This is a genomic window from Nocardia gamkensis NBRC 108242 (assembly GCF_001612985.1).
Lineage (GTDB): Bacteria > Actinomycetota > Actinomycetes > Mycobacteriales > Mycobacteriaceae > Nocardia > Nocardia gamkensis.
Map to the genome: position 1 here is coordinate 236,726 of NZ_BDBM01000004.1, position 19,110 is coordinate 255,835.

General features: G+C 70.0%; 19 protein-coding genes. 15 read left to right on the forward strand and 4 right to left on the reverse strand.

What is annotated here, in order from left to right:
- Positions 1-124 precede the first annotated feature (124 nt).
- Positions 125-859, reverse strand: a complete 735-nt coding sequence (locus NG1_RS04290; RefSeq protein ID WP_062968176.1) for an SDR family NAD(P)-dependent oxidoreductase — start codon at positions 857-859, stop codon at positions 125-127.
- 73 nt (positions 860-932) lie between these two features.
- Between NG1_RS04290 and NG1_RS04295 the strand changes: the two genes are divergently transcribed.
- The 8 genes from NG1_RS04295 to NG1_RS04330 all read left to right on the forward strand — a co-directional run bounded on the left by NG1_RS04295 (position 933) and on the right by NG1_RS04330 (position 9,764).
- On the forward strand, positions 933-1,754 hold the full coding sequence (locus NG1_RS04295; protein ID WP_062968178.1) for an alpha/beta fold hydrolase: 822 nt from the start codon (positions 933-935) through the stop codon (positions 1,752-1,754).
- Between the two features lie 77 nt (positions 1,755-1,831).
- Positions 1,832-3,277 (forward strand): D-inositol-3-phosphate glycosyltransferase, encoded by a 1,446-nt coding sequence (mshA, locus tag NG1_RS04300; protein ID WP_157113853.1) that lies wholly within the window; start codon positions 1,832-1,834, stop codon positions 3,275-3,277.
- A gap of 5 nt (positions 3,278-3,282) precedes the next feature.
- Entirely contained in the window at positions 3,283-3,777 is a 495-nt protein-coding gene (locus tag NG1_RS04305) for a type III secretion system chaperone family protein (protein ID WP_062968379.1), read from the forward strand.
- A gap of 79 nt (positions 3,778-3,856) precedes the next feature.
- Positions 3,857-4,747, forward strand: coding sequence for an ROK family protein (locus NG1_RS04310; RefSeq protein WP_062968180.1), 891 nt, complete (start codon positions 3,857-3,859; stop codon positions 4,745-4,747).
- 81 nt (positions 4,748-4,828) lie between these two features.
- Positions 4,829-5,566 (forward strand): phosphoglyceromutase, encoded by a 738-nt coding sequence (locus tag NG1_RS04315; RefSeq protein WP_040870406.1) that lies wholly within the window; start codon positions 4,829-4,831, stop codon positions 5,564-5,566.
- A gap of 216 nt (positions 5,567-5,782) precedes the next feature.
- On the forward strand, positions 5,783-7,840 hold the full coding sequence (locus NG1_RS04320; protein ID WP_062968181.1) for a CocE/NonD family hydrolase: 2,058 nt from the start codon (positions 5,783-5,785) through the stop codon (positions 7,838-7,840).
- 187 nt (positions 7,841-8,027) lie between these two features.
- Positions 8,028-8,447, forward strand: a complete 420-nt coding sequence (locus tag NG1_RS04325; RefSeq protein ID WP_040870403.1) for a YciI family protein — start codon at positions 8,028-8,030, stop codon at positions 8,445-8,447.
- Between the two features lie 15 nt (positions 8,448-8,462).
- The gene (locus tag NG1_RS04330; protein WP_062968183.1) at positions 8,463-9,764 is read left to right on the forward strand and encodes an RNA polymerase sigma factor; all 1,302 of its coding nucleotides are present in this window, start codon (positions 8,463-8,465) and stop codon (positions 9,762-9,764) included.
- Between the two features lie 11 nt (positions 9,765-9,775).
- Here the strand turns inward: NG1_RS04330 and NG1_RS04335 are convergent, their stop codons facing one another.
- Positions 9,776-10,435 carry an NADPH-dependent F420 reductase gene (locus NG1_RS04335; RefSeq protein ID WP_062968186.1) on the reverse strand — a complete coding sequence of 220 codons (660 nt, stop codon included), beginning with the start codon at positions 10,433-10,435 and terminating at the stop codon, positions 9,776-9,778.
- Positions 10,436-10,525: 90 nt separating this feature from the next.
- Between NG1_RS04335 and NG1_RS04340 the strand changes: the two genes are divergently transcribed.
- From NG1_RS04340 to NG1_RS04350, 3 genes are all read left to right on the forward strand, one after another.
- The gene (locus tag NG1_RS04340; RefSeq protein WP_218018933.1) at positions 10,526-10,933 is read left to right on the forward strand and encodes a winged helix-turn-helix transcriptional regulator; all 408 of its coding nucleotides are present in this window, start codon (positions 10,526-10,528) and stop codon (positions 10,931-10,933) included.
- A 141-nt stretch (positions 10,934-11,074) separates the two neighbouring features.
- The gene (locus NG1_RS04345; RefSeq protein ID WP_062968188.1) at positions 11,075-12,310 is read left to right on the forward strand and encodes a sensor histidine kinase; all 1,236 of its coding nucleotides are present in this window, start codon (positions 11,075-11,077) and stop codon (positions 12,308-12,310) included.
- Positions 12,307-12,996: a winged helix-turn-helix domain-containing protein gene (locus tag NG1_RS04350; RefSeq protein WP_043733312.1), complete on the forward strand. Its 690-nt coding sequence runs from the start codon at positions 12,307-12,309 to the stop codon at positions 12,994-12,996. Before NG1_RS04345 ends, NG1_RS04350 begins: the two co-directional genes overlap by 4 nt.
- Before the next feature lie 70 nt (positions 12,997-13,066).
- On the opposite strand, the gene NG1_RS04355 is transcribed toward NG1_RS04350, so the two are convergent.
- The gene (locus tag NG1_RS04355; RefSeq protein WP_040870397.1) at positions 13,067-13,396 is read right to left on the reverse strand and encodes a hypothetical protein; all 330 of its coding nucleotides are present in this window, start codon (positions 13,394-13,396) and stop codon (positions 13,067-13,069) included.
- Between the two features lie 109 nt (positions 13,397-13,505).
- On the reverse strand, positions 13,506-14,378 hold the full coding sequence (locus NG1_RS04360) for a DUF3109 family protein (RefSeq protein WP_062968190.1): 873 nt from the start codon (positions 14,376-14,378) through the stop codon (positions 13,506-13,508).
- Between the two features lie 65 nt (positions 14,379-14,443).
- On the opposite strand from NG1_RS04360, the gene NG1_RS04365 reads away from it, so the two are divergent.
- The 4 genes from NG1_RS04365 to NG1_RS04380 all read left to right on the forward strand — a co-directional run bounded on the left by NG1_RS04365 (position 14,444) and on the right by NG1_RS04380 (position 19,085).
- Positions 14,444-15,478, forward strand: coding sequence for a Ppx/GppA family phosphatase (locus tag NG1_RS04365; protein ID WP_051175599.1), 1,035 nt, complete (start codon positions 14,444-14,446; stop codon positions 15,476-15,478).
- Positions 15,475-17,064 carry an Rv0497 family membrane protein gene (locus NG1_RS37715; protein WP_062968192.1) on the forward strand — a complete coding sequence of 530 codons (1,590 nt, stop codon included), beginning with the start codon at positions 15,475-15,477 and terminating at the stop codon, positions 17,062-17,064. The genes NG1_RS04365 and NG1_RS37715 overlap by 4 nt, the downstream gene beginning before the upstream one ends.
- Positions 17,065-17,179: 115 nt before the next feature.
- A complete protein-coding gene (locus tag NG1_RS04375) occupies positions 17,180-18,058 on the forward strand; it encodes a sugar phosphate isomerase/epimerase family protein (protein WP_062968383.1) in 879 nt (292 codons plus the stop codon).
- A 139-nt stretch (positions 18,059-18,197) separates the two neighbouring features.
- Positions 18,198-19,085 carry a thioesterase family protein gene (locus NG1_RS04380; RefSeq protein ID WP_084498687.1) on the forward strand — a complete coding sequence of 296 codons (888 nt, stop codon included), beginning with the start codon at positions 18,198-18,200 and terminating at the stop codon, positions 19,083-19,085.
- The last annotated feature ends 25 nt before the right edge of the window (positions 19,086-19,110 follow it).

Here is a 19,110-nt window from a genome sequence, read left to right on the forward strand (position 1 = left end):
CATCCGATGTCCTTGAACTGACGGCTCCTCGGATGCTAACGGCTCGGAACGCACAGCGAAGACCGAGCAATCCGCGACCCGGCTCAGGTCGCCGAACGAGTAATGCGATTCTGCTATGAAATGTTCAGGTGCGGCGGGCGAACCGCCCCGCGTCGGCCTGGTCACGCGGCTTGATGATGATCTGGTCCAGGTTGACGTGCGCGGGCCGCGACGCGACGAACCCGATGACCTCCGCGATGTCCTGGGCGACCAGCGGGTCGATACCCTCGTACACCTTTGCCGCCCGCTCGGCGTCGCCATCGAATCGCACCAGCGAGAACTCGGTCTCCACCGCGCCGGGAGCGATCTCCGTCAGGCGTACCGGCTGCCCGAGCAGCTCACCGCGCAGGGTGCGGTGCAGCACGGCCTGCGCGTGTTTGGCGGAGGTGTAACCGGAACCGTTGTCGTAGGCGGTGAACGCGGCCACCGAGGTGATGGTGACGATCAATCCGTCGCCGGAGGCGATCAGTTTCGGCAGCAGGGTTTTGGTGACACGCAGCGTGCCGAGCACGTTGGTCTCCCACATCCAGCGCCAGTCGTCCAGGTCGGCCTCGGCCACCGGCGCCAGGCCCTTGGCGCCGCCCGCGTTGTTGACCAGCACGTCGACGCGTTCGACCGCGTCGCCGAACGCGCGCACGGACTCGTCGGAGGTGACGTCGAGTTCCACTGCGGTGCCGCCGATCTCCTCGGCGAGGCGGCGCAGCCGATCGACCCGGCGCGCACCGACGTAGACGTGATAGCCCTGCTTCGCCAGCTCCCGGGCGGTGGCCTCGCCGATGCCCGAGCTGGCTCCGGTGACGACGGCGCTGCGAGTGCTCATGCCGTTAGATCCTAGGTGCGGGAGGTTTGCCCGATCACCCGCGGTCACCGGAACGACGGTTAGCCTCGGTGGCATGGCTATTCGGGACGTGGTGAGCGCGGACGGAACGAACATCGTCTATCGGGTGAGTGGTCCGGCGCACGGTCGTCCCTTGCTGCTGGTGCACGGCTGGTCGGCGGATCTGCGCTGCTGGGGTGCGGCCGCCGACGACCTCGCCGCGCGGTTCCGGGTGATCGCCGTCGACCTGCGCGGCCACGGCTACTCCGACGCGCCCGCGACGGGCTACGACGATCCGAAGAACTGGGCGGCCGACCTCGCGGCGGTACTGGCGGCCGAGGGCATCGCGTCCGGCGCGGTGCTGCTCGGCTGGTCTTACGGGGGGATCGTGCTGTCGGACTACTTGACCGCCTACGGTACGGACGCCGTCGCGGGCGTCGTCTACACCGGCTCGATGGCGAACATCGGTCCCGGTGTGCCGGGCGCGGCGACCGGCCGCATGATGGGCGAGGCCATACCGGGCGTCTTCGAGGAGAGCGCGGGGCGGGCCGTGCGTGCCTTCGGTGTGTTCGGCAACGCCAACACCGGACCCGGCGCGGACAAGGGGCCCGACGCGCAGCGCCTGTTCGGTGCCGGCCTCGCCACCCCGCCCGCGGTGCGCAAAGCGCTGTTCTACCGGACCGTCGACAACACCGAGACACTGCGCACGCTGGACGTTCCCGTGCTCGTCCTGCACGGCACGGCCGACCAGGTCGTCCCGATCGAGAACGGCCGCTACATCGCCGAGGCCGTCCCGGACGCGCGCGCGTCGTTCTGGGAAGGGGCCCAGCACGGGCTGTTCATCGAGGACCGCTCCCGCTTCGTCGCCGAGGTGAGTGCGTTCGTCGACAGTCTGTGATCGGATTCACGTCCGCCCTGTGATAGCTCTCACTTGCCGCGGATAGCGTGTCTGGGCCGGGGAAGGCAACGTGCACTATGGATAGTGTGAGCCAGCGCCCGGGCCTACGGCCGAACCGTATCGCCGTGTTATCGGTGCACACCTCACCACTTGCGCAGCCGGGCACCGGCGACGCGGGCGGCATGAACGTCTATGTCCTGCAGACGGCCGTCGAGCTGGCCCGCCGCGGCACCGAGGTGGAGATCTTCACCCGGGCCACGTCGTCGAACGTCCCGCCCGTCCAGGAGGCCGCGCCCGGCGTGCTGGTGCGCAACGTGGTGGCAGGCCCGTTCGAGGGGCTGGACAAGCACGATCTGCCCACCCAGCTGTGCCCCTTCACCGCGGAGGTGCTGCGGCAAGAGGCCCGGCATCTGCCCGGTTACTACGACCTGGTGCATTCGCACTACTGGCTGTCCGGCCAGGTCGGCTGGCTGGCCAGGGACCGGTGGCGGGTGCCGCTGGTGCACACCGCGCACACCCTGGCGGCGGTGAAGAATTCCGCGCTGGCCGAAGGCGACTGTCCCGAACCGGTGACCCGCGAGATCGGCGAAAAACAGGTGATCGCCGAATCCGATCGGCTGGTCGCCAACACCGCGGAGGAGGCACGCCAGCTGGTCGAGCTCTACGGCGCCGACCCGGAGCGCATCGACGTGGTACCGCCCGGCGCCGACCTGAGCCGCTACCACCCCGGTGACAAGGCGGCCGCCCGCGCCGAACTGGGGCTGGCCGCCGACGAGCGGATCGTCGCGTTCGTCGGCCGGATCCAACCGTTGAAGGCGCCCGATGTGCTGGTGCGCGCCGCGGCCGAGGTGTTGCGCGCCGACCCGGAGCGCAAGCTGCGCGTGCTGATCGTGGGCGGTCCGTCCGGCAGCGGGTTGGAGCGGCCGCACGCGCTGATCGATCTGGCCGCCGAACTGGGCATCGCCGCACGGGTCAGCTTCCTGCCCCCGCAGCCACCGCAGCGGCTGGTGCAGGTCTACCGCGCCGCCGACCTGGTCGCGGTGCCGAGCTACAACGAGTCCTTCGGCTTGGTCGCCATCGAGGCGCAGGCCAGCGGCACGCCGGTGCTGGCCGCCGACGTCGGTGGTCTCGGTACGGCCGTGCGGCACGATGTCTCCGGTCTGCTGGTCCCCGGGCACCGCACCGCGGACTGGGCGAACGCGCTGGGCCTGCTGCTGGACGACCCCGACCGCCTGCGCCGGATGAGCGAGCAGGCCGTCACGCACGCGGCCAACTTCTCCTGGGCGCACACCGCCGACGGGTTGCTGGCCAGCTACGCCGCGGCCCTGGCCGGTTTCCGGGAGGAGCGGACGGCGTTGGGCGGCCGCGGCTTGGCGCACAGCGTCGTGCGGGAGGATGCGTACGATTCGGACACCGCCGACCGCACCGGCCCGGCCGGGGAGCGGACGGCGGCCCTGCTCGGTGAGACCAGCCAGGCCAGATCACGGGCGCTGTGGCGGCGCCGGATGGGAGTACGCCGGTGAACGAGGTGCAGGCGACCGCGCAGCTCATCGACGAGACGCTGCGCGACAGGGAGATCGAGTACACCCGGCCGGGCGAGGAGACCTTCGTCGTCGTCCTGCCCGGTGAGCGCAAACTCAAGACCACGGTGATGCTCACGGTGGGCAAGCACGGTGTCCGGGTCGAAGCGTTCGTCTGCCGCAAGCCGGACGAGAACTTCGAAGGCGTCTACAAGTTCCTGCTGCGCCGCAATCGCAGGCTTTACGCCGTCGCCTACACCCTCGACCGGGTCGGCGACATCTATCTGGTCGGCCGCCTGTCCGCGCATGCCGTCACCCCTGACGAACTGGACCGGGTATTCGGGCAGATTCTCGAGGCCGTCGACGCCGACTTCAACGTGCTGCTGGAACTCGGCTTCGCCGAATCGATTCGGCGGGAATGGAAGTGGCGCGTCTCGCGCGGTGAATCGTTGCAGAACCTGCGCGCTTTCGAGCACTTGGTCGACTCCGCCGACAAGCCCTGACCGGTCGCCGGATCCGGCCCGTCGTGGCACCGACCGGGTGACAATCGCAGGTGGCTCGGCTCGGCGAAGGGACACGGCGTTGGCGATTCTCGCTCTGGACATCGGCGCGACCAAGTTCGCGGCCGGAGTGGTTGGCCCCGGTCCCGAGGTGCTCGAAGTACGCCGGGTGGACGTGCCGGACGCGGGTGTCTGGGAGGCCTGTCGGGAACTGCTGCTCGCGGTGGCGGGGGCGGAACCGGTCGGCGCCGTAGGGATCGGTGCGGCCGGTCCGGTGGACGTGCGGGCCGGCGTCACCGGTCCGTTGAACATTCCCGAGTGGAAAGCGGGCTTCCCGGTGGTCGCCGCCGTGCGAGAGCTGTTCCCGGCCGCCACGATTCGTTTCGCCATCGACGGCGCCTGCCTCGCGCTGGCCGAACACCGCCTCGGCGCGCTGCGCGGCGTGCCCGACGCGCTGGCCATGACGGTGTCGTCGGGGATCGGCGGTGGGATCGTCGCCGGCGGAAAGGTGCTGCTGGGGCGCACCGGTAACGCGGGCCACGTGGGGCACATCGTCGTGCCCGGCTGGGACACACCCTGCGGTTGCGGCGGCCGCGGTTGCGTCGAGGCGATCGCGAGCGGCATGTCGTCGGTGCGCTGGGCGCGCGAGCAGGGCTGGTCCGGCGGCACGGGTGCGCGACTGGCCGCGGACGCGCACGCGGGTGACGAGATCGCGGTCGCCGCCCTGCACCGGGCGGGCACCGCGCTCGGCACGGCGATCGCCTCGGCCGCCGCCCTGCTGGACGTCGACCGGGTGGTGATCGGCGGCGGGTTCGCGCAATCCGGTGCGCCGCTGTGGGATCCGCTGCGCGCCGCGGTGGACGCGCACGCCGGGCTGAATTTCCTGCACGGCCTGCGGGTGGAACCCTCCGCGATCACCGAGGGCGCGACGCTGGTCGGAGCGGGCGTGCTCGCCACCGATGAACCGGTCTGACATCGCGCTTTGCCGCGTAGGCGGTGGCGGCGGGGCGGGAACCGATGCGACCCGGCCGGACGCGCATGGGAGGATGGCCGCATGACGTACACCCTCGTGCTGCTGCGCCACGGCGAAAGCGAATGGAACGCCCTGAACCTGTTCACCGGCTGGGTGGACGTGCACCTGACCGACAAGGGCATCGCCGAGGGCAAGCGCGCCGGGGAGCTGCTGGCCGAGCACGGCATCCTGCCGGACGTCGTCTACACCTCCCTGCTGCGCCGGGCGATCTCCACGGCGAACATCGCGCTGGACGCCGCCGATCGGCACTGGATCCCGGTGATCCGGGACTGGCGGCTCAACGAGCGCCACTACGGTGAGCTGCAAGGCAAGAACAAGGCGCAGGTCCGGGAGAAGTACGGCGACGAGCAGTTCATGCTGTGGCGCCGCAGCTACGACACCCCGCCGCCGCCGATCGACCCGGCCAACGAGTACAGCCAGGAAGGCGATCCGCGCTACGCGGGCATCGATGTCCCGAAGACCGAATGCCTGCTCGACGTGGTCAACCGGATGGTTCCGTACTGGGAGTCGACCATCTCCAAGGACCTGCTGTCCGGCAAGACCGTGCTGGTCGCCGCGCACGGCAACTCGCTGCGCGCCCTGGTCAAGCACCTCGACCAGATCTCCGACGAGGACATCGCGGGTCTGAACATCCCCACCGGGATCCCGCTGCGGTACGAGCTGGACGAGGACCTCCGCCCGGTGCGCCCGCACGAGTACCTGGACCCCGAGGCGGCCGCCGCGGGCGCCGCCGCCGTCGCCGGTCAGGGCGGCAAATAGCCGGCACATCGCGAACTGCGCAACGCGCTGTCACCCCTTCGGGTGGCAGCGCGTTGTCGTTTCGGGCGCGGGCTCAGGGGGTTGCGGGCGACACGCCGGTAGAGGGGCCATCGAACGGTGCTACAGCATCGGCCGATTAAGTTACCCACTGTTTTTACCGGCAAGTAGGTCGGTACACTCTGGTCGTTCGACCAGCCGAGAGGTGGATCACGTCCGATGAAGTACGCGTTGCGGGCCACGGTGGCGGCAGTTGCCGTCACGATGCTCGCCCCCTTCCTCGCAGGCGGCGCGGATGCCGTCGCGCCGCCCACCGGCCCGGACGGCGGCGCCGCCGGAGCGGAGTGGGCGGCCACGCAAGACGGCCCCCAGCAGTACCCGGGCATCAACATCCAATGGGACGTCCCCATCACGATGAGTGACGGGACCGTCCTGAAGGGCAACGTCTACCGCCCCGCGGACGCGTCCGGCCGGCCCATCGACACGCCCACGCCGACGATCGTCAACCTCACGCCCTACACCAAGCTGGTGTCGAACCTGGCCGATCACGCGCAGTCGATTCCCGGCCTTTCCGACGCGCTGATGGAGTTCTTCCGCCAGATCGATATGAGCGGCACCCCGCTGTCCGGCGTCACCGATCTGACCAAGGCGTTCGGCGGCGGCGAACTGCGCAACTTCACCGTCGACCGGCAGCTGATCAAGAGCGGTTACTCGCAGGTGGTCGTCGACGTGCGCGGCACCGGTTTCTCCCAGGGCGTCTGGGACATGCTGCGCGACCGCGAGCAGCAGGACACGGTCGAGGTGATCGACTGGGCGTCCCGGCAGCCGTGGTCCAACGGCCGGATCGGCATGAACGGCATCTCCTACTCCGGGATCAACCAGGTGCAGGCCGCCGAGCAGCGCCCACCCGCCTTGCGGGCGATCTTCCCGGTGGTGCCGGGCAGCGACCTGGTCAACGACGTGCTCGCGCCCGGCGGCGGCTTCGGTTTCAACTTCATCCCGCTGTGGCTGACCGCGATCAACGGCCTCAAGCTGATTCCCGATCTGGCTTCGGTGCTCAACGGGCAACTGGACACCACGTGGCTGGCCGACCGCGCCCGAGATCCGTTGACGTTCATGGACGTCCTGCTGAACGTCTACACCACCGCGCGCTTGGAGGATCTCGACCCGCGCGCCAAGGAACTGCTGACCGACGGTTCCCGGCCGCGTCAGGACTGGCTCGGTGATCCGAGCGGGATCCGGACGCCGACCTTCGTCACCGGCGGTTGGCACGACCTGTTCGCCTACTCGGAATCCAAGATCTACAACGAGATTCCGCTGCCGCCGGGCCGGAAGCAATTGCTGATGGGCAACACCTACCACCTCAATTCGGGCAACGAGTACGGCCGACCGGGTCTGCCGCCGCGGCTGGACGTGTTGCAGCGCGCCTGGTTCGACAAGTGGCTCAAGGACGTCGACAACGGCATCGACCAGTACGGCCCGATCACTCTGCGCCAGCAGGGTGGCGGCTGGATCACCACCGACTCGTTCGCCGCGCCGGCTCCTGCGGCGGAGGCGCGACAGGCGGTGCACCGCAGGATGTATCTGTCCGCAGCGCCCAGCGGCACCGCCAACAGCGTCTACGACGGTTCGCTCAGCCCCGAGGGCAGCGGCGAGCCCGCCCGCCTGACCGTCGCGCCCGGCCTGACCAGCCTGTGCTCCAACGACGCCGCGCAGGGCACCGCCGGTGTGCTGTCGGTGATCGACGGTTGCGCCAAGGACTCCAGGGTCGAGGAGCTGAACGGCCTGACCTTCACCGGTGCACCGGTCGCCGAACCGACCTCGATCTCCGGGCGGATCGCGGTGCGGCTCAACACCGTGCAGGACGCCGCCGACGGCTACTGGGTGGTCACCGTGAACGACGTCGCGCCGGACGGGCAGTCCAGCGTGCTGTCGTCGGGGCAGCTCATGGCTTCGCTGCGGGCGATCGACGACGCGAACAGCAGCAAGTCGGCCAACGGCGACTACACCGATCCGCGGCCGTTCACCTCGCTGGAGCAGCGGCAGCCGACGGTCCCCGGCGAGGCGACCACACTGGACATCGCGCTGCCCGCCACCGAGGCGCTCTTGCAGCCGGGCCACCGCCTGCGCGTCGACGTGTACGCGGGCAACTTCCCCAAGGGCCTGCCCATCCTGCCGATGCTGATCGACACCGGCCTGCGGCCACAGCATCTGGAGCTGGATCCCGGCCGTCCGAGCTTCGTCAACATCCCGGTCAGAGGAAATCCGGGCTGGTAGATCCGGGCGTGTGCCCTTCGCGCATCATGATCGACGCTGCGGGGTATGGGCGAGGGCACACGCTCCGATCGAAGGTCCGGCGAACCGGATCGAAAAAATTTCGGCGCGTCTGTCGATCTCCGAAGGCCCTCGTTCGACCTATGGGTGAGAGGGTCCGGAGAGGGACTCGACAGCCAGGGAGACAACCATGAAGTACATGCTGATCATGCGCGCCACCGACGAGGCCTACGCGGGGATGGTGAACACCGACTTCGACCAGCTGCTCGACACCATGGGCAAGTTCAACGACGAGCTGATCCGGGCGGGCGTGCTGCTCGCGGCGGAGGGGTTGGAGGACGCCGCCGAGGGCGTGGTCGTCGACTACTCCTCCGAGACACCCGTCGTCACCGACGGCCCGTACGGCGAGACCAAGGAGCTGTTCGGCGGGTTCTACATTCTCAACGTGGCCTCGAAGGAGGAGGCGATCGAATGGGCCAAGCGGATGCCGATGACCGGTCCCGGCTTCAAGACCGAGATCCGCCGGGTTCCGACGATCGACGAGTTCCCGCAGGACAACGTGTGGATTCAGAAGGAGCGGGCGTGGCGCGAGGCCACCGGTCAGCTCTGAGCGGATCGAGCGGCGATGGGCGACCACACCGGCCGTGAGGCCGTCGCCGCGGTCTGGCGGATCGAGTCGGCCCGGATCGTCGGTGCGCTCGCGCGGTATACCGGCGACTTCGCGCTGGCCGAGGATCTGGCGCAGGAAGCGCTGGCCGAGGCGCTCGTGACCTGGCCGCGCGACGGCGTGCCGCGCAATCCCGCCGGGTGGTTGCTCACCGTCGGCCGCCGCCGCGCGATCGACGCGTTCCGGCGGCGCTCCGCCCTCGACGAGCGGTACACCGCCCTCGCCCGGGATCTGGGCGAGGGCGGCGCCGTCTCGGGAGGAGCGCCGATCGATCCGGCCCGGGACGCCGAGGATGTGCTGTGGGATCCGGACCGGATCGATGACGACCTGCTCGCGCTGATGTTCATCTCCTGCCATCCCGTGCTGTCACGGGAGGCGCGGGTCGCGCTCACCCTGCGTGTGGTCGGCGGTCTGACCAGCGACGAGATCGCCAAGGCTTTCCTCGTTCCGGCCGCCACCGTGCAGGCCCGGATCACCAGGGCGAAGAAGACCCTCGCGGCGGCCCGGGTGCCTTTCGAGGTGCCACCGGCCGAGCAGCGCACCGAGCGCCTCGGCTCGGTGCTCAGTGTGGTCTACCTGATCTTCACCGAGGGGTCATCGGCCAGCTCCGGCGCGGACCTGATCCGGCTCGACCTCGCCAGCGGGGCGTTGCGCCTGGCTCGGGTGCTGACCCGGCTGGTGCCGGAGGCCCCCGAGACGCACGGCCTGCTGGCGCTGCTCGAATTGACCGCGGCGCGGTTCCCCGCCCGAACCGGCCCGGACGGCGAGCCGGTGCTCCTCGAGCACCAGGACCGCCGCCAATGGGACCGCGCCGCGATCCGTCGGGGCCGAGCCGCCTTGGCCCGCGCCGAGCAGGTCGGCCGGGGACTGGGCGCCTACGGGTTGCAGGCGGCGATCGCCGAATGCCATGCCATAGCCCCGTCGGTCGAGGCGACGAACTGGGAGCGGATCGTGCTCATCTACGAGGCGCTCGGCAGGCTCGCGCCCTCGCCGGTGGTGGACCTCAACCGGGCGGTGGCCGTCTCGATGGCGCGCGGGCCCGCCGCGGCGCTGCCGATCGTGGACGAGCTCGCCGCCGCCGCGGCGCTGTCACATTGGCATCTGCTGCCGAGCGTTCGCGGGGAACTGCTCGTCCGGTTGGGACGCACGAAGGAGGCGCGCGCCGAACTGGAGCGCGCCATCGGCCTGTGCGGCAACCAGCGCGAGCGGGTGGTGCTGGAGCGCAAGCTCGCCGAGCTCGGCTCTGTCGATCCGGCTTGACGCCCCGCCGGTCAGTCGGTGACGGCGAACGCGGCGTCCACGGGCGGGAACATGGCGCGAGCATCATGTCCGCCGAACCACAGACCGACGGTGAACACCGACATAGCCTCCAGATAGCGGGCCCGGTGCAGCCCACCCGCCGGGATCGGTTGCAGCCCGAGGTCTTCGGCCAGCGCCGCGACCGCTCGCACCGCCGCCTCGTCGTCGCCGCACAGCGGCATCGCGAGGCGGCGGCCGTCGAAGATCCGCTCCTTCGCCTCCCATACCTCGGCGGCACAGAGGTTGAACGCCTTCACTACGTGCGCGCCGGGCGCCTGCGCCGCGATCCCCTCCGCGACAGCGTCTTCGGCGAGCACGAACGCGGTGGTTCCCTCGGGTGCCGCGGCATCCGGCGCGAAGGCGTTCGTACAGTCGACGATCGTGCGACCGGCCAGCAGGGTCCCGACGGCGCGCAGCACCTCCGGCAACGCCTGGACCGGCAACGCGAGCACGACGACATCGCCGAATCCGGCCGCCTCCCTGATCGTTCCGGCCCGCGCGCCGATCGTGGCGGCCAGTTCTCCTGCGGCGGTGGCGGACCGGGCGCCGACGAGCACCTCGTGACCGGCCGCGCTCCAGCCGCCGCCGAGCGCCCGCGCCATCGCGCCCGCGCCGATGATTCCGATTCGCATTCCAACTCCTGACTCGACAGTGTTCGCTCACAACGCTAGGAATCCCGATGGGCACTCCGGGGTGCGCGACGGCGCTGGCAAGCTGGAGCGGTGAGCACGGCACCGATCGAACCGGTCACCGCCGAGCGGGTGGAGTTCGCGCCGTACGGCGCCTTCGAATCCGATTGCCCCGCGCGGATGGGTGTGGACATCTTCGGCAACTCCTGGTTGCCGGTGATCGTGTACATGCTGCGCGAGGGGCCCATGCGGCCCGGCGAGTTGCGCGCGGCCATCGGCGGGATCAGCCAGAAGATGCTGACGCAGACGCTGCGCCGGATGGAGCGGATGACGCTGGTGCGCCGTCACCGCTACGCCGAGGCGCCGCCGCGAGTCGAATACGAGCTGACCGCCGCGGGCGCGGACCTGCTGATCCCGATCTACGCCCTCGGCGACTGGGTGGACAAGCACGGTCGCGCCGTGAACGAGGCGCTCGCCGGGGCCGAGGACGAAGCAGACTGACCGCCCGGTGAATACGTTGCCGGTACCCCATGCCGAACAGTGCGTAAACATGCGGCTAACGGGGTCGGAAGGGCCTGTGACCTGCGCGAAACTTCACGTACCCGGCGGTGGCCTACTGGTCGGCGACCGTACGATTCAAGTGTGAGTGTTCCCCAGGCCGTGCTGCTGGCCATCTTGGCGGCTGTCGTCGGCCTGGCAGTCGGCGGGCTATTGATCCCGTATGTGAATGCCAGGCAGGCCGCGCGCAGGCAGGCCGACTCCGGTCTCACCATGTCCCAGGTCCTCGACCTGATCGTGCTCGCCTCCGAGAGCGGTATCGCGGTAGTCGACGAATACCGCGACGTCGTGCTGGTCAACCCGCGTGCGGAGGAACTCGGCCTGGTCCGCAATCGCCTGCTCGACGAGCGCGCCTGGGCCGCGGTGGAGAAGGTGCTGGCCACCGGCGAATCCGCCGAGTTCGACCTCACCGCGAAGAATCCGGTCCCCGGCCGGGGCCGCATCGCGGTACGCGGCGTCGCCAGGCAACTGTCGCGCGAGGAGACCACCTTCACCGTGCTGTTCGCCGACGACGATTCCGAACAGGCCCGCATGGAGGCCACCCGCCGCGATTTCGTCGCAAACGTCAGCCACGAGCTCAAGACGCCGGTCGGCGCGATGAGCCTGCTTGCCGAGGCTCTCCTGGAATCCGCCGAGGACCCCGACGCCGTGCGACACTTCGGTCAGCGCGTGCTCGGCGAATCGCGCCGCCTCGGCAAGATGGTGACCGAGCTGATCGCCCTCTCCCGCCTGCAGGGCGCGGAGAAACTGCCCGAACTCGAGGTGGTGGACGTGGACACCGTGGTCACGCAGGCGGTCGATCGTTCCCGCACCGCCGCCGAAGCCGCCGGGATCACGGTCAGCACCGACCGCCCGAGCGGGCTCGAGGTGCTCGGCGACGAAACCCTGCTGGTCACCGCCCTGTCCAACCTGGTCGAGAACGCGATCGCGTACTCACCGGCCGGTTCGCACGTGTCGGTGAGCCGCTCGCTGCGCGGCGATCACGTGGCGATGGCGGTCACCGACCGCGGCATCGGCATCGCCAAGGAGGACCAGGAGCGGGTGTTCGAGCGATTCTTCCGGTCCGACAAGGCGCGTTCGCGTCAGACGGGCGGCACCGGACTGGGCCTGGCTATCGTCAAACACGTGGCCGCCAACCACAACGGGGAAATCACCCTGTGGAGCAAGTTGGGCACCGGATCGACGTTCACCTTGCGCATACCCGCCCACCACGAAGCAGGCGCCGACGACGACCACGACGGCGCCGTGGTGAGCACGATAGAAACAAGCCCGCGTCCTACCGGACCGGGCCGACCGAATGGTGTGGAGGCACGCAGATGACGAGTGTTCTGATCGTCGAGGATGAGGAGTCGCTGGCCGATCCGCTCGCGTTCCTGCTGCGCAAGGAGGGTTTCGAGGTCACCGTGGTCGGTGACGGGCCGTCCGCGCTCGCCGAGTTCGACCGGTCCGGTGCGGACATCGTCCTGCTCGATCTCATGCTGCCCGGCATGAGCGGCACCGACGTGTGCAAGCAGTTGCGTACCCGCAGCGGCGTCCCGGTGATCATGGTCACCGCGCGCGACAGCGAGATCGACAAGGTGGTCGGCCTGGAGCTGGGCGCCGACGACTACGTCACCAAGCCGTATTCCGCTCGCGAACTCATCGCGCGCATCCGCGCCGTGCTGCGCCGCGGCGCGGGCGACGAATTGGACGGCACCAACGAGAGCGGCGTGCTGGAAGCCGGTCCGGTCCGGATGGACGTGGACCGGCACACCGTGATGGTGAACGGCAAGCCGGTCACGTTGCCGCTCAAGGAGTTCGATCTGCTCGAATACCTGCTGCGCAATTCCGGGCGGGTGCTCACCCGCGGTCAGCTGATCGACCGCGTGTGGGGCGCCGACTACGTCGGCGACACCAAGACTTTGGATGTGCACGTCAAGCGACTGCGCTCGAAGATCGAGGCGGACCCGGCCAAGCCGGAACACCTGGTCACCGTGCGCGGCCTCGGCTACAAACTGGAGGCATGACCGCCCGCGCGGCGCGGAACACGAACGGCCGAGAGCACTGCGGTGCTCTCGGCCGTCCCGTCGGCGGATGTCAGGGGAAGTAGATCCAGGTGGTGCCGAGCGGGGTCTCGGTCTTCTGCAGGGTGATCCAGCCCAGATCGTCTTCCTGCATGCAGTCGTAGAGGTCGGCGGTGTTGGTGCCGCGGCAGGCGATGGTGTGCGAGGTGCCGTACGGGCTGGCGATCAGGAGCTTGCCGGCGGCCTTGGCGTTGACCGCCGCCGGATCGGTGGCCGCCACGAACTCCGTGGTGAAGTCGTAGAACTTGTGCGGGTCGCCGTTCGGCTCCGCGTGGGCTACTCCGGTCAGCGAGAGGGCGGCGCCCAGGGCGATGGTCGCCGCGGTGAGAACTTTCTTGGACATAACGGCACATCAAACCCCATCGGAGTGAAGCGCGCATGGCGACGGGGTGAACCACGCGCGGTACCGCGCGGCGAACGGCCGCCCTATCGGGCGCTCGGTCGGCAAACGATCAGGCGAGCGGATCGGTGGAATCGGGCATCCGCTCGGCATGCACCGTCGCCGGATGGATGGCGATCAGGCCGAGGCCCTCGCGGCGCTTGCAATGCCTGGCCAGCTCCGCGTAGGCGGGCGCGCCGATCAGTTCGGTCAGCTCGGGGCCGTAGGACTGCCAGACCGGCTTGCTGCCGACGTGCGCGTCGGGGGAGCCGGAGCAGTACCAGTCCAGATCCTCGCCGCCTGGCCCCCAGCCGCGGCGGTCGTACTCGGTGATCACGGTGCGCAGGATCTGCACGCCGTCGGGCCGGTCCACCCAGTCCTGGGTGCGGCGGATCGGCAGCTGCCAGCACACGTCCGGCTTCACCTCCAGCGGCTCGATGCCGCGCCGCAGCGCCATGGTGTGCAGGGCGCAGCCGACGCCCCCCGCGAAGCCGGGGCGATTCAGGAAGATGCAGGCGCCCTCGAACCGGCGTGTGCGCAGCGCGGGCTCATCGTCCAGCTCGTCGAGTTCCAGGTAGCCGCCCCTGGTGATCTTGCCCTGCGCGTTGGTCGCCTCGCACCGCAGCTGCCAGTCCTGGGGTGTGAGCATCTTCACAGCGCGACTAAGCCGTTTGCGGTCGTCCTCGTCGGAGAGGAACGCGCCGTGCGAGCAGCAGCCGTCATCCGGCCGGTCGGACAGGATGCCCTGACAGGCGGGGGTGCCGAACACGCACGTCCACCTCGACAGCAGCCAGGTCAGATCGGCGACGATCAGATGCTCGTCGTTTGCCGGATCGACGAACTCGATCCACTCCCGGGGAAAGTCGGGATCGACTTCGGGGGCTGGGTCGATCTTCCCCGCTGGTCGGGGCCGGGTCGGGCTGCTCGCGGATGCGCCTACCGTCACGAAATAGGACGCTAACAGTTCAGTCGCCTGGGTTGTAGTGCCGCGTCACCCAGTACCGTGTTCATGTGCGGCTTGGGGTACTCGATGTCGGAAGCAATACCGTTCACCTGCTCGTGGTGGACGCGCATCGTGGCGGTCACCCCCTGCCGATGAGTTCGACGAAGGCCACCTTGCGGCTGGCGGAGAACATCGACGCCGCAGGTTGCATCACCGAGGCGGGCGCGCAGCGGCTGATCGACACCGTCGCGGAATTCGCCAGCATCGCCGAGACGTCCAAGTGCGTCGAACTGATGCCGTTCGCCACCTCGGCGCTGCGCGAGGCGGCCAACTCCGAAGAGGTGCTCGGCCGCGTGCGCGCCGCGACGGGCGTCGACCTGCGGGTGCTGACCGGCGTCGACGAGGCGCGGCTGACCTTTCTCGCGGTGCGCCGGTGGTACGGCTGGAGCGCCGGGCGCATTCTCAACCTCGACATCGGCGGCGGCTCGCTGGAAATGACCAACGGCGGCGACGAGGAACCCGACGTCGCGGTGTCCCTACAGCTCGGCGCGGGCCGGTTGACCAGGGAATGGCTGCGCGAGGACCCGCCGGGCAAGCGGCGGGTGGCCGTGCTGCGCGACTGGCTCGACGCCGAGCTGGTGGTGCCTGCGAAGAAGCTGCTCGAGCCGGGCAAGCCCGATCTGGCCGTTGGCACTTCGAAGACATTCCGGTCCCTGGCCCGACTGACCGGAGCGGCGCCTTCGGCGGCGGGCCCGCGTGCGCGTCGTACACTCACGAGCTCGGGCCTGCGCCAACTGATTGCGTTCATCTCGCGAATGACGGCGGCGGACCGTGCAGAATTGGAAGGCGTAAGTTCCGATCGGTCACAGCAATTGGTGGCCGGCGCATTGGTCGCGGAGGCGAGTATGCGGGCACTTTCGCTTGATTCCTTGGAGATTTGTCCGTGGGCGCTGCGTGAAGGGCTCATCCTGCGCAAACTGGATACCGATATGAATGGTGGACCCGAAGCAACGTACTCAGCGGGCACGGCGACCGGAGACGGTCGGCCTGCGTCCGGCGGCGGCACGCCCGCGCCGGGCTCGATCGGGACGGTGTCGTCATGAGTGAGGACTCCAAACAGCTGTCGGTCGCGGAACTGCTGGCACGAAACGGCCAGCAGAGCGGTGGCTCGTCCGGCGGTGGCAGGCGCCGCCGCAGTGGCCGGGGCATCTCCGTCGCCGAACTGACCGGCGACCTGCCGGTCATCCGGGAAGGCGGTGGTCACTCCGCGCACGCGGCGCCCGATGCCGGAGCGGAGGAGGCCGCCTACGCGCCGCCCTCGTTCGATCCGCCCCCGCCTGAGCCCGCGTCCTACGCGCCCGAGCCGCAGCCCGACCCGTCGTCGTATTCGCCCATGTCGGGCCCGATTTCGATGTACGACCCGCTGGCCGGCTACGCGCAGCCCGACCCGCCGCGAGCCGATCCGCCCCCCGGGCGATCCAGCCGGGTCATGCCCGGCAGAGACATGCCCTCCGCGCGGCACGGCACGTCCTACGATCCGCTGTCGCCGGATACCCCGGTGTCGGACCTGTTTTCGGCGGCCCCCGGTCCGTATGTGCCCGACCTGCCGGGTGGCGTGCCCGAGACGCCTCCGCGCTCGGGGCGCAGGCGCAGGCGGGAGGAACCGGAGGATGAGGCCACCGAGGTCCGGTCCTGGCAGGAGGTCCGGCCCGAGCAGTTCGGCCGGGACCCGCTGCCCGGTCGCGGAGCGGGCGAACCGGGCCGCAACGGTCACGCGGAATTCGACGAGCCCGGCTTCGGCCGCTCGCCTCTTCCCGAGCGTAACGGCGCCGGGGGCGGCCGCGCCGCGCGGCGCAGGGCGGCGGAGGCCGCGGAAGCGGCCGAGGATCTCGGCCCGTCCACCGCGGCATGGTCACCCAGCACCGGTGGTTTCGCCCCGGAGTCGGAACCGCTGCCCCTTCCGCCGCCGCCCGATCCGCGTCCGAAGCCGGGCAGGCCCGCGGCGCCCGAGCCGCAGCCGGATGCGCATCGAAGACCAGCTCGCCGGGAGGGCGTCGGCGAGAACGGTCTACCGGCCTGGTCGGCCCGGCGGCACAAGCCGCAGGGCGATCCCCCGCCGGAATCCGCCGGCATTCCGACGGCCGCGTGGTCGCTGGCCAACCAGGACCAGCAGTTGCTCTCCGGCCAGACGGTCGCCGGCGACCTGCTGCGCGATGGCGTCGATCGGGCCGAGCGCGGCGCTGCGCGGCGCGGTGGGCGCGGTGGGCGCGCCGCCGAGATGGCGGAGATGGACGGCGTCACCGACGTCTACGAGCCGATCGAGCTGGACGAGGACGACGATGACGACCTCGCCGACGAACCTCGCGCCGTCACCAGGGCAACCGCGCCGCGCCGGTCCAGGGCGGCCAAGAAGGCGGAGGACGACGAGAACCGGCGCCAGTGGATGATCCTCGGCGGTCAGAGCATCGGTGCCGCTGTCGCGGGCATGCTGCTGTTCAAAGGCTTCGAGCGCATGTGGGAGATGCTCCCGTGGGTGGCGCTGGCGCTGGCGATGATCGTGATTCTCGGTCTGGTGGCCCTCGTGCGGATTCTGCGCAGGACCGACGACATCCTCAGCACCGTGATCGCCGTGGTCGTAGGCATCTTCGTCACGCTGGGGCCGTTGGCATTTCTTCTCAGCACGAACTGAGCAGGGAGCAGTCGTGGCGAATATAGGACAGGCGAACGAGACCGGAGTGGGATCGCGCACCGGCGCGGGCCCCCCGGACGGCGGCGGGGATCTGTCCCGGCCGAAGCCGATCCCGGTGGGGCTCTCGACCGCCTCGGTGTACCCGCAGAATACGGAGGCCGCGTTCCGGTACGCCGCCGAACTCGGTTACGACGGCGTCGAGCTGATGGTCTGGGCCGAGCCCGCCAGTCAGAGCATCGCCACCGTGCAGGCCTACTCGCGCCAGTACGGTGTGCCGGTGCTCGCGGTGCACGCGCCATGTCTGTTGATCTCGCAGCGGGTGTGGGGTTCGGATCCCGTGGCGAAACTCGAGCGCAGTGTGCGTACCGCCGAGTCGCTCGGCGCGAGCACGGTGGTCGTGCACCCGCCGTTCCGCTGGCAGCGCCGCTATGCCGCCGGGTTCGCCGCGCAGGTGGCCGAGCTGGAAGACAACAGCCCGGTGATCGTCGCGGTGGAGAACATGTTCCCGATGCGGGCGGACACGCTGTTCGGCCGGCGCGAGGGCGCGGTGAAACGGCTGGAGCGGCGCGGCGGCCCGGGTCCGGCGCTCACCGCCTTCAGCCCCTCCTACGACCCGACCGACACCGGCTTCCGCCACTACACGCTGGATCTGTCGCACACGGCCACCGCCGGTGCCGACCCCTTGGCCCTGGCCGCCCGCATGGGCCCCGGTCTGGCCCATCTGCATCTGGCCGACGGCCGGGGCGCCGCGCACGACGAACATCTCGTTCCCGGCGAGGGCTCCCAACCGTGCGTGGAGGTGTGCGCGACCCTGGTCCGCACCGGTTTCAGCGGTCAGGTCGTCGCCGAGATCAATACGCAGAACGCGCGCACCACCAAGGAGCGGGCGGACATGCTGCATCGCACGCTGGCCTTCGCGCGCAAGCATCTGGTCGTGGCCGCCGCGCCCACGCCCGCCGGCGCGAGCCGGAGGTCGCCCGAACCACCGATGTGACGCTCGTCGCTACTCCGGTATGCGGCGATGCGATCCTGTCCGAGGTGCGTTGTACGCTGTACGAACCCCTCGGCGGCAGTCCGGCTACATGGCCGCGAATGCCGCCATCGGGTGGGGTCGACGAAGGACAGGAGTGAGGATGACGACGGAGCTGACGGCCGATTTCGGCCCGGCGGCCACGACCGACGCACCGTTCAGCCGGGTGTGCGCGCTGGAAGAGGCGCCGCCCACCACCCCGGGAACCGGCCGCTATCTGGGCATCATCGACGACATCTGGACCATCGGCCCGAAGGTGCACGGCGGGACGATGGTCGCCGCGAGCGCGGCAGCGGCGACGAATTGGCTGCGTGCGTCCGATCCCGCGCTGGTCGGCATGGCGCCGATCGCCGCCAGTTCCGATTTCCTCGGTGCCCCGAACCCCGGCGAGGTCGAATACGAGGTGCGGGTTCGCAAGATCGGTCGACAGATCTGCCTGGCCGACACCGACCTCGTCCAGGACGGTCGCGTCCTGGTGCGCACGGCACTGACGTTCAGCCGCCTCGACGACGGCGACCCGATCTACGCGCCGGAGCATTCCGACATGCCCGAGCAGCCGCCTGCCGACGCCGTCGGCTACGAGCCCGGCTCCACGATGGGTGACATCGTGCACGTCGGCCGCGGCGCCGAGATCTATCTCGACCGCGAGTGGGCCCGCTTCCTCGAGGGCGCGAAGGGCGAGCCGCGGTTGCGGATGTGGATGCGCCCGAGGCCGGGCGACGAACAGGACCCCGACGTCGCGATGTACTTCGCCATGATGAGCGCCGACATGAGTCCGCCGGTGCCGATGAACCTCGGTCACTTCGGCTGGGCCCCCACCGTGCAGATGACCACCTACCTGCGTCGCAGGCCCGCGCCGGGCTGGCTGCGGATCATCGCGACCACGCACGAGGTGGGCGGCCGCATGTTCGACGAGGACCAGCTGGTGCTCGACTCGACCGGGGCGGTCGTCGCGCAGAGTCGTCAGCTGGCGCTCGTTCCCCAGCGCTGAGCCCCGGCGCGCGCCGTCTAGCCTT

Coding starts and splice junctions, on each gene's coding strand:
- NG1_RS04290 (WP_062968176.1), bottom strand. CDS start 859: ATGAGCACTCGCAGCGCCGTCGTCACCGGAGCCAGCTCGGGCATCGGC.
- NG1_RS04295 (WP_062968178.1), top strand. CDS start 933: ATGGCTATTCGGGACGTGGTGAGCGCGGACGGAACGAACATCGTCTAT.
- mshA (WP_157113853.1), top strand. CDS start 1,832: ATGGATAGTGTGAGCCAGCGCCCGGGCCTACGGCCGAACCGTATCGCC.
- NG1_RS04315 (WP_040870406.1), top strand. CDS start 4,829: ATGACGTACACCCTCGTGCTGCTGCGCCACGGCGAAAGCGAATGGAAC.
- NG1_RS04320 (WP_062968181.1), top strand. CDS start 5,783: ATGAAGTACGCGTTGCGGGCCACGGTGGCGGCAGTTGCCGTCACGATG.
- NG1_RS04325 (WP_040870403.1), top strand. CDS start 8,028: ATGAAGTACATGCTGATCATGCGCGCCACCGACGAGGCCTACGCGGGG.
- NG1_RS04330 (WP_062968183.1), top strand. CDS start 8,463: ATGGGCGACCACACCGGCCGTGAGGCCGTCGCCGCGGTCTGGCGGATC.
- NG1_RS04335 (WP_062968186.1), bottom strand. CDS start 10,435: ATGCGAATCGGAATCATCGGCGCGGGCGCGATGGCGCGGGCGCTCGGC.
- NG1_RS04350 (WP_043733312.1), top strand. CDS start 12,307: ATGACGAGTGTTCTGATCGTCGAGGATGAGGAGTCGCTGGCCGATCCG.
- NG1_RS04355 (WP_040870397.1), bottom strand. CDS start 13,396: ATGTCCAAGAAAGTTCTCACCGCGGCGACCATCGCCCTGGGCGCCGCC.
- NG1_RS37715 (WP_062968192.1), top strand. CDS start 15,475: ATGAGTGAGGACTCCAAACAGCTGTCGGTCGCGGAACTGCTGGCACGA.
- NG1_RS04380 (WP_084498687.1), top strand. CDS start 18,198: ATGACGACGGAGCTGACGGCCGATTTCGGCCCGGCGGCCACGACCGAC.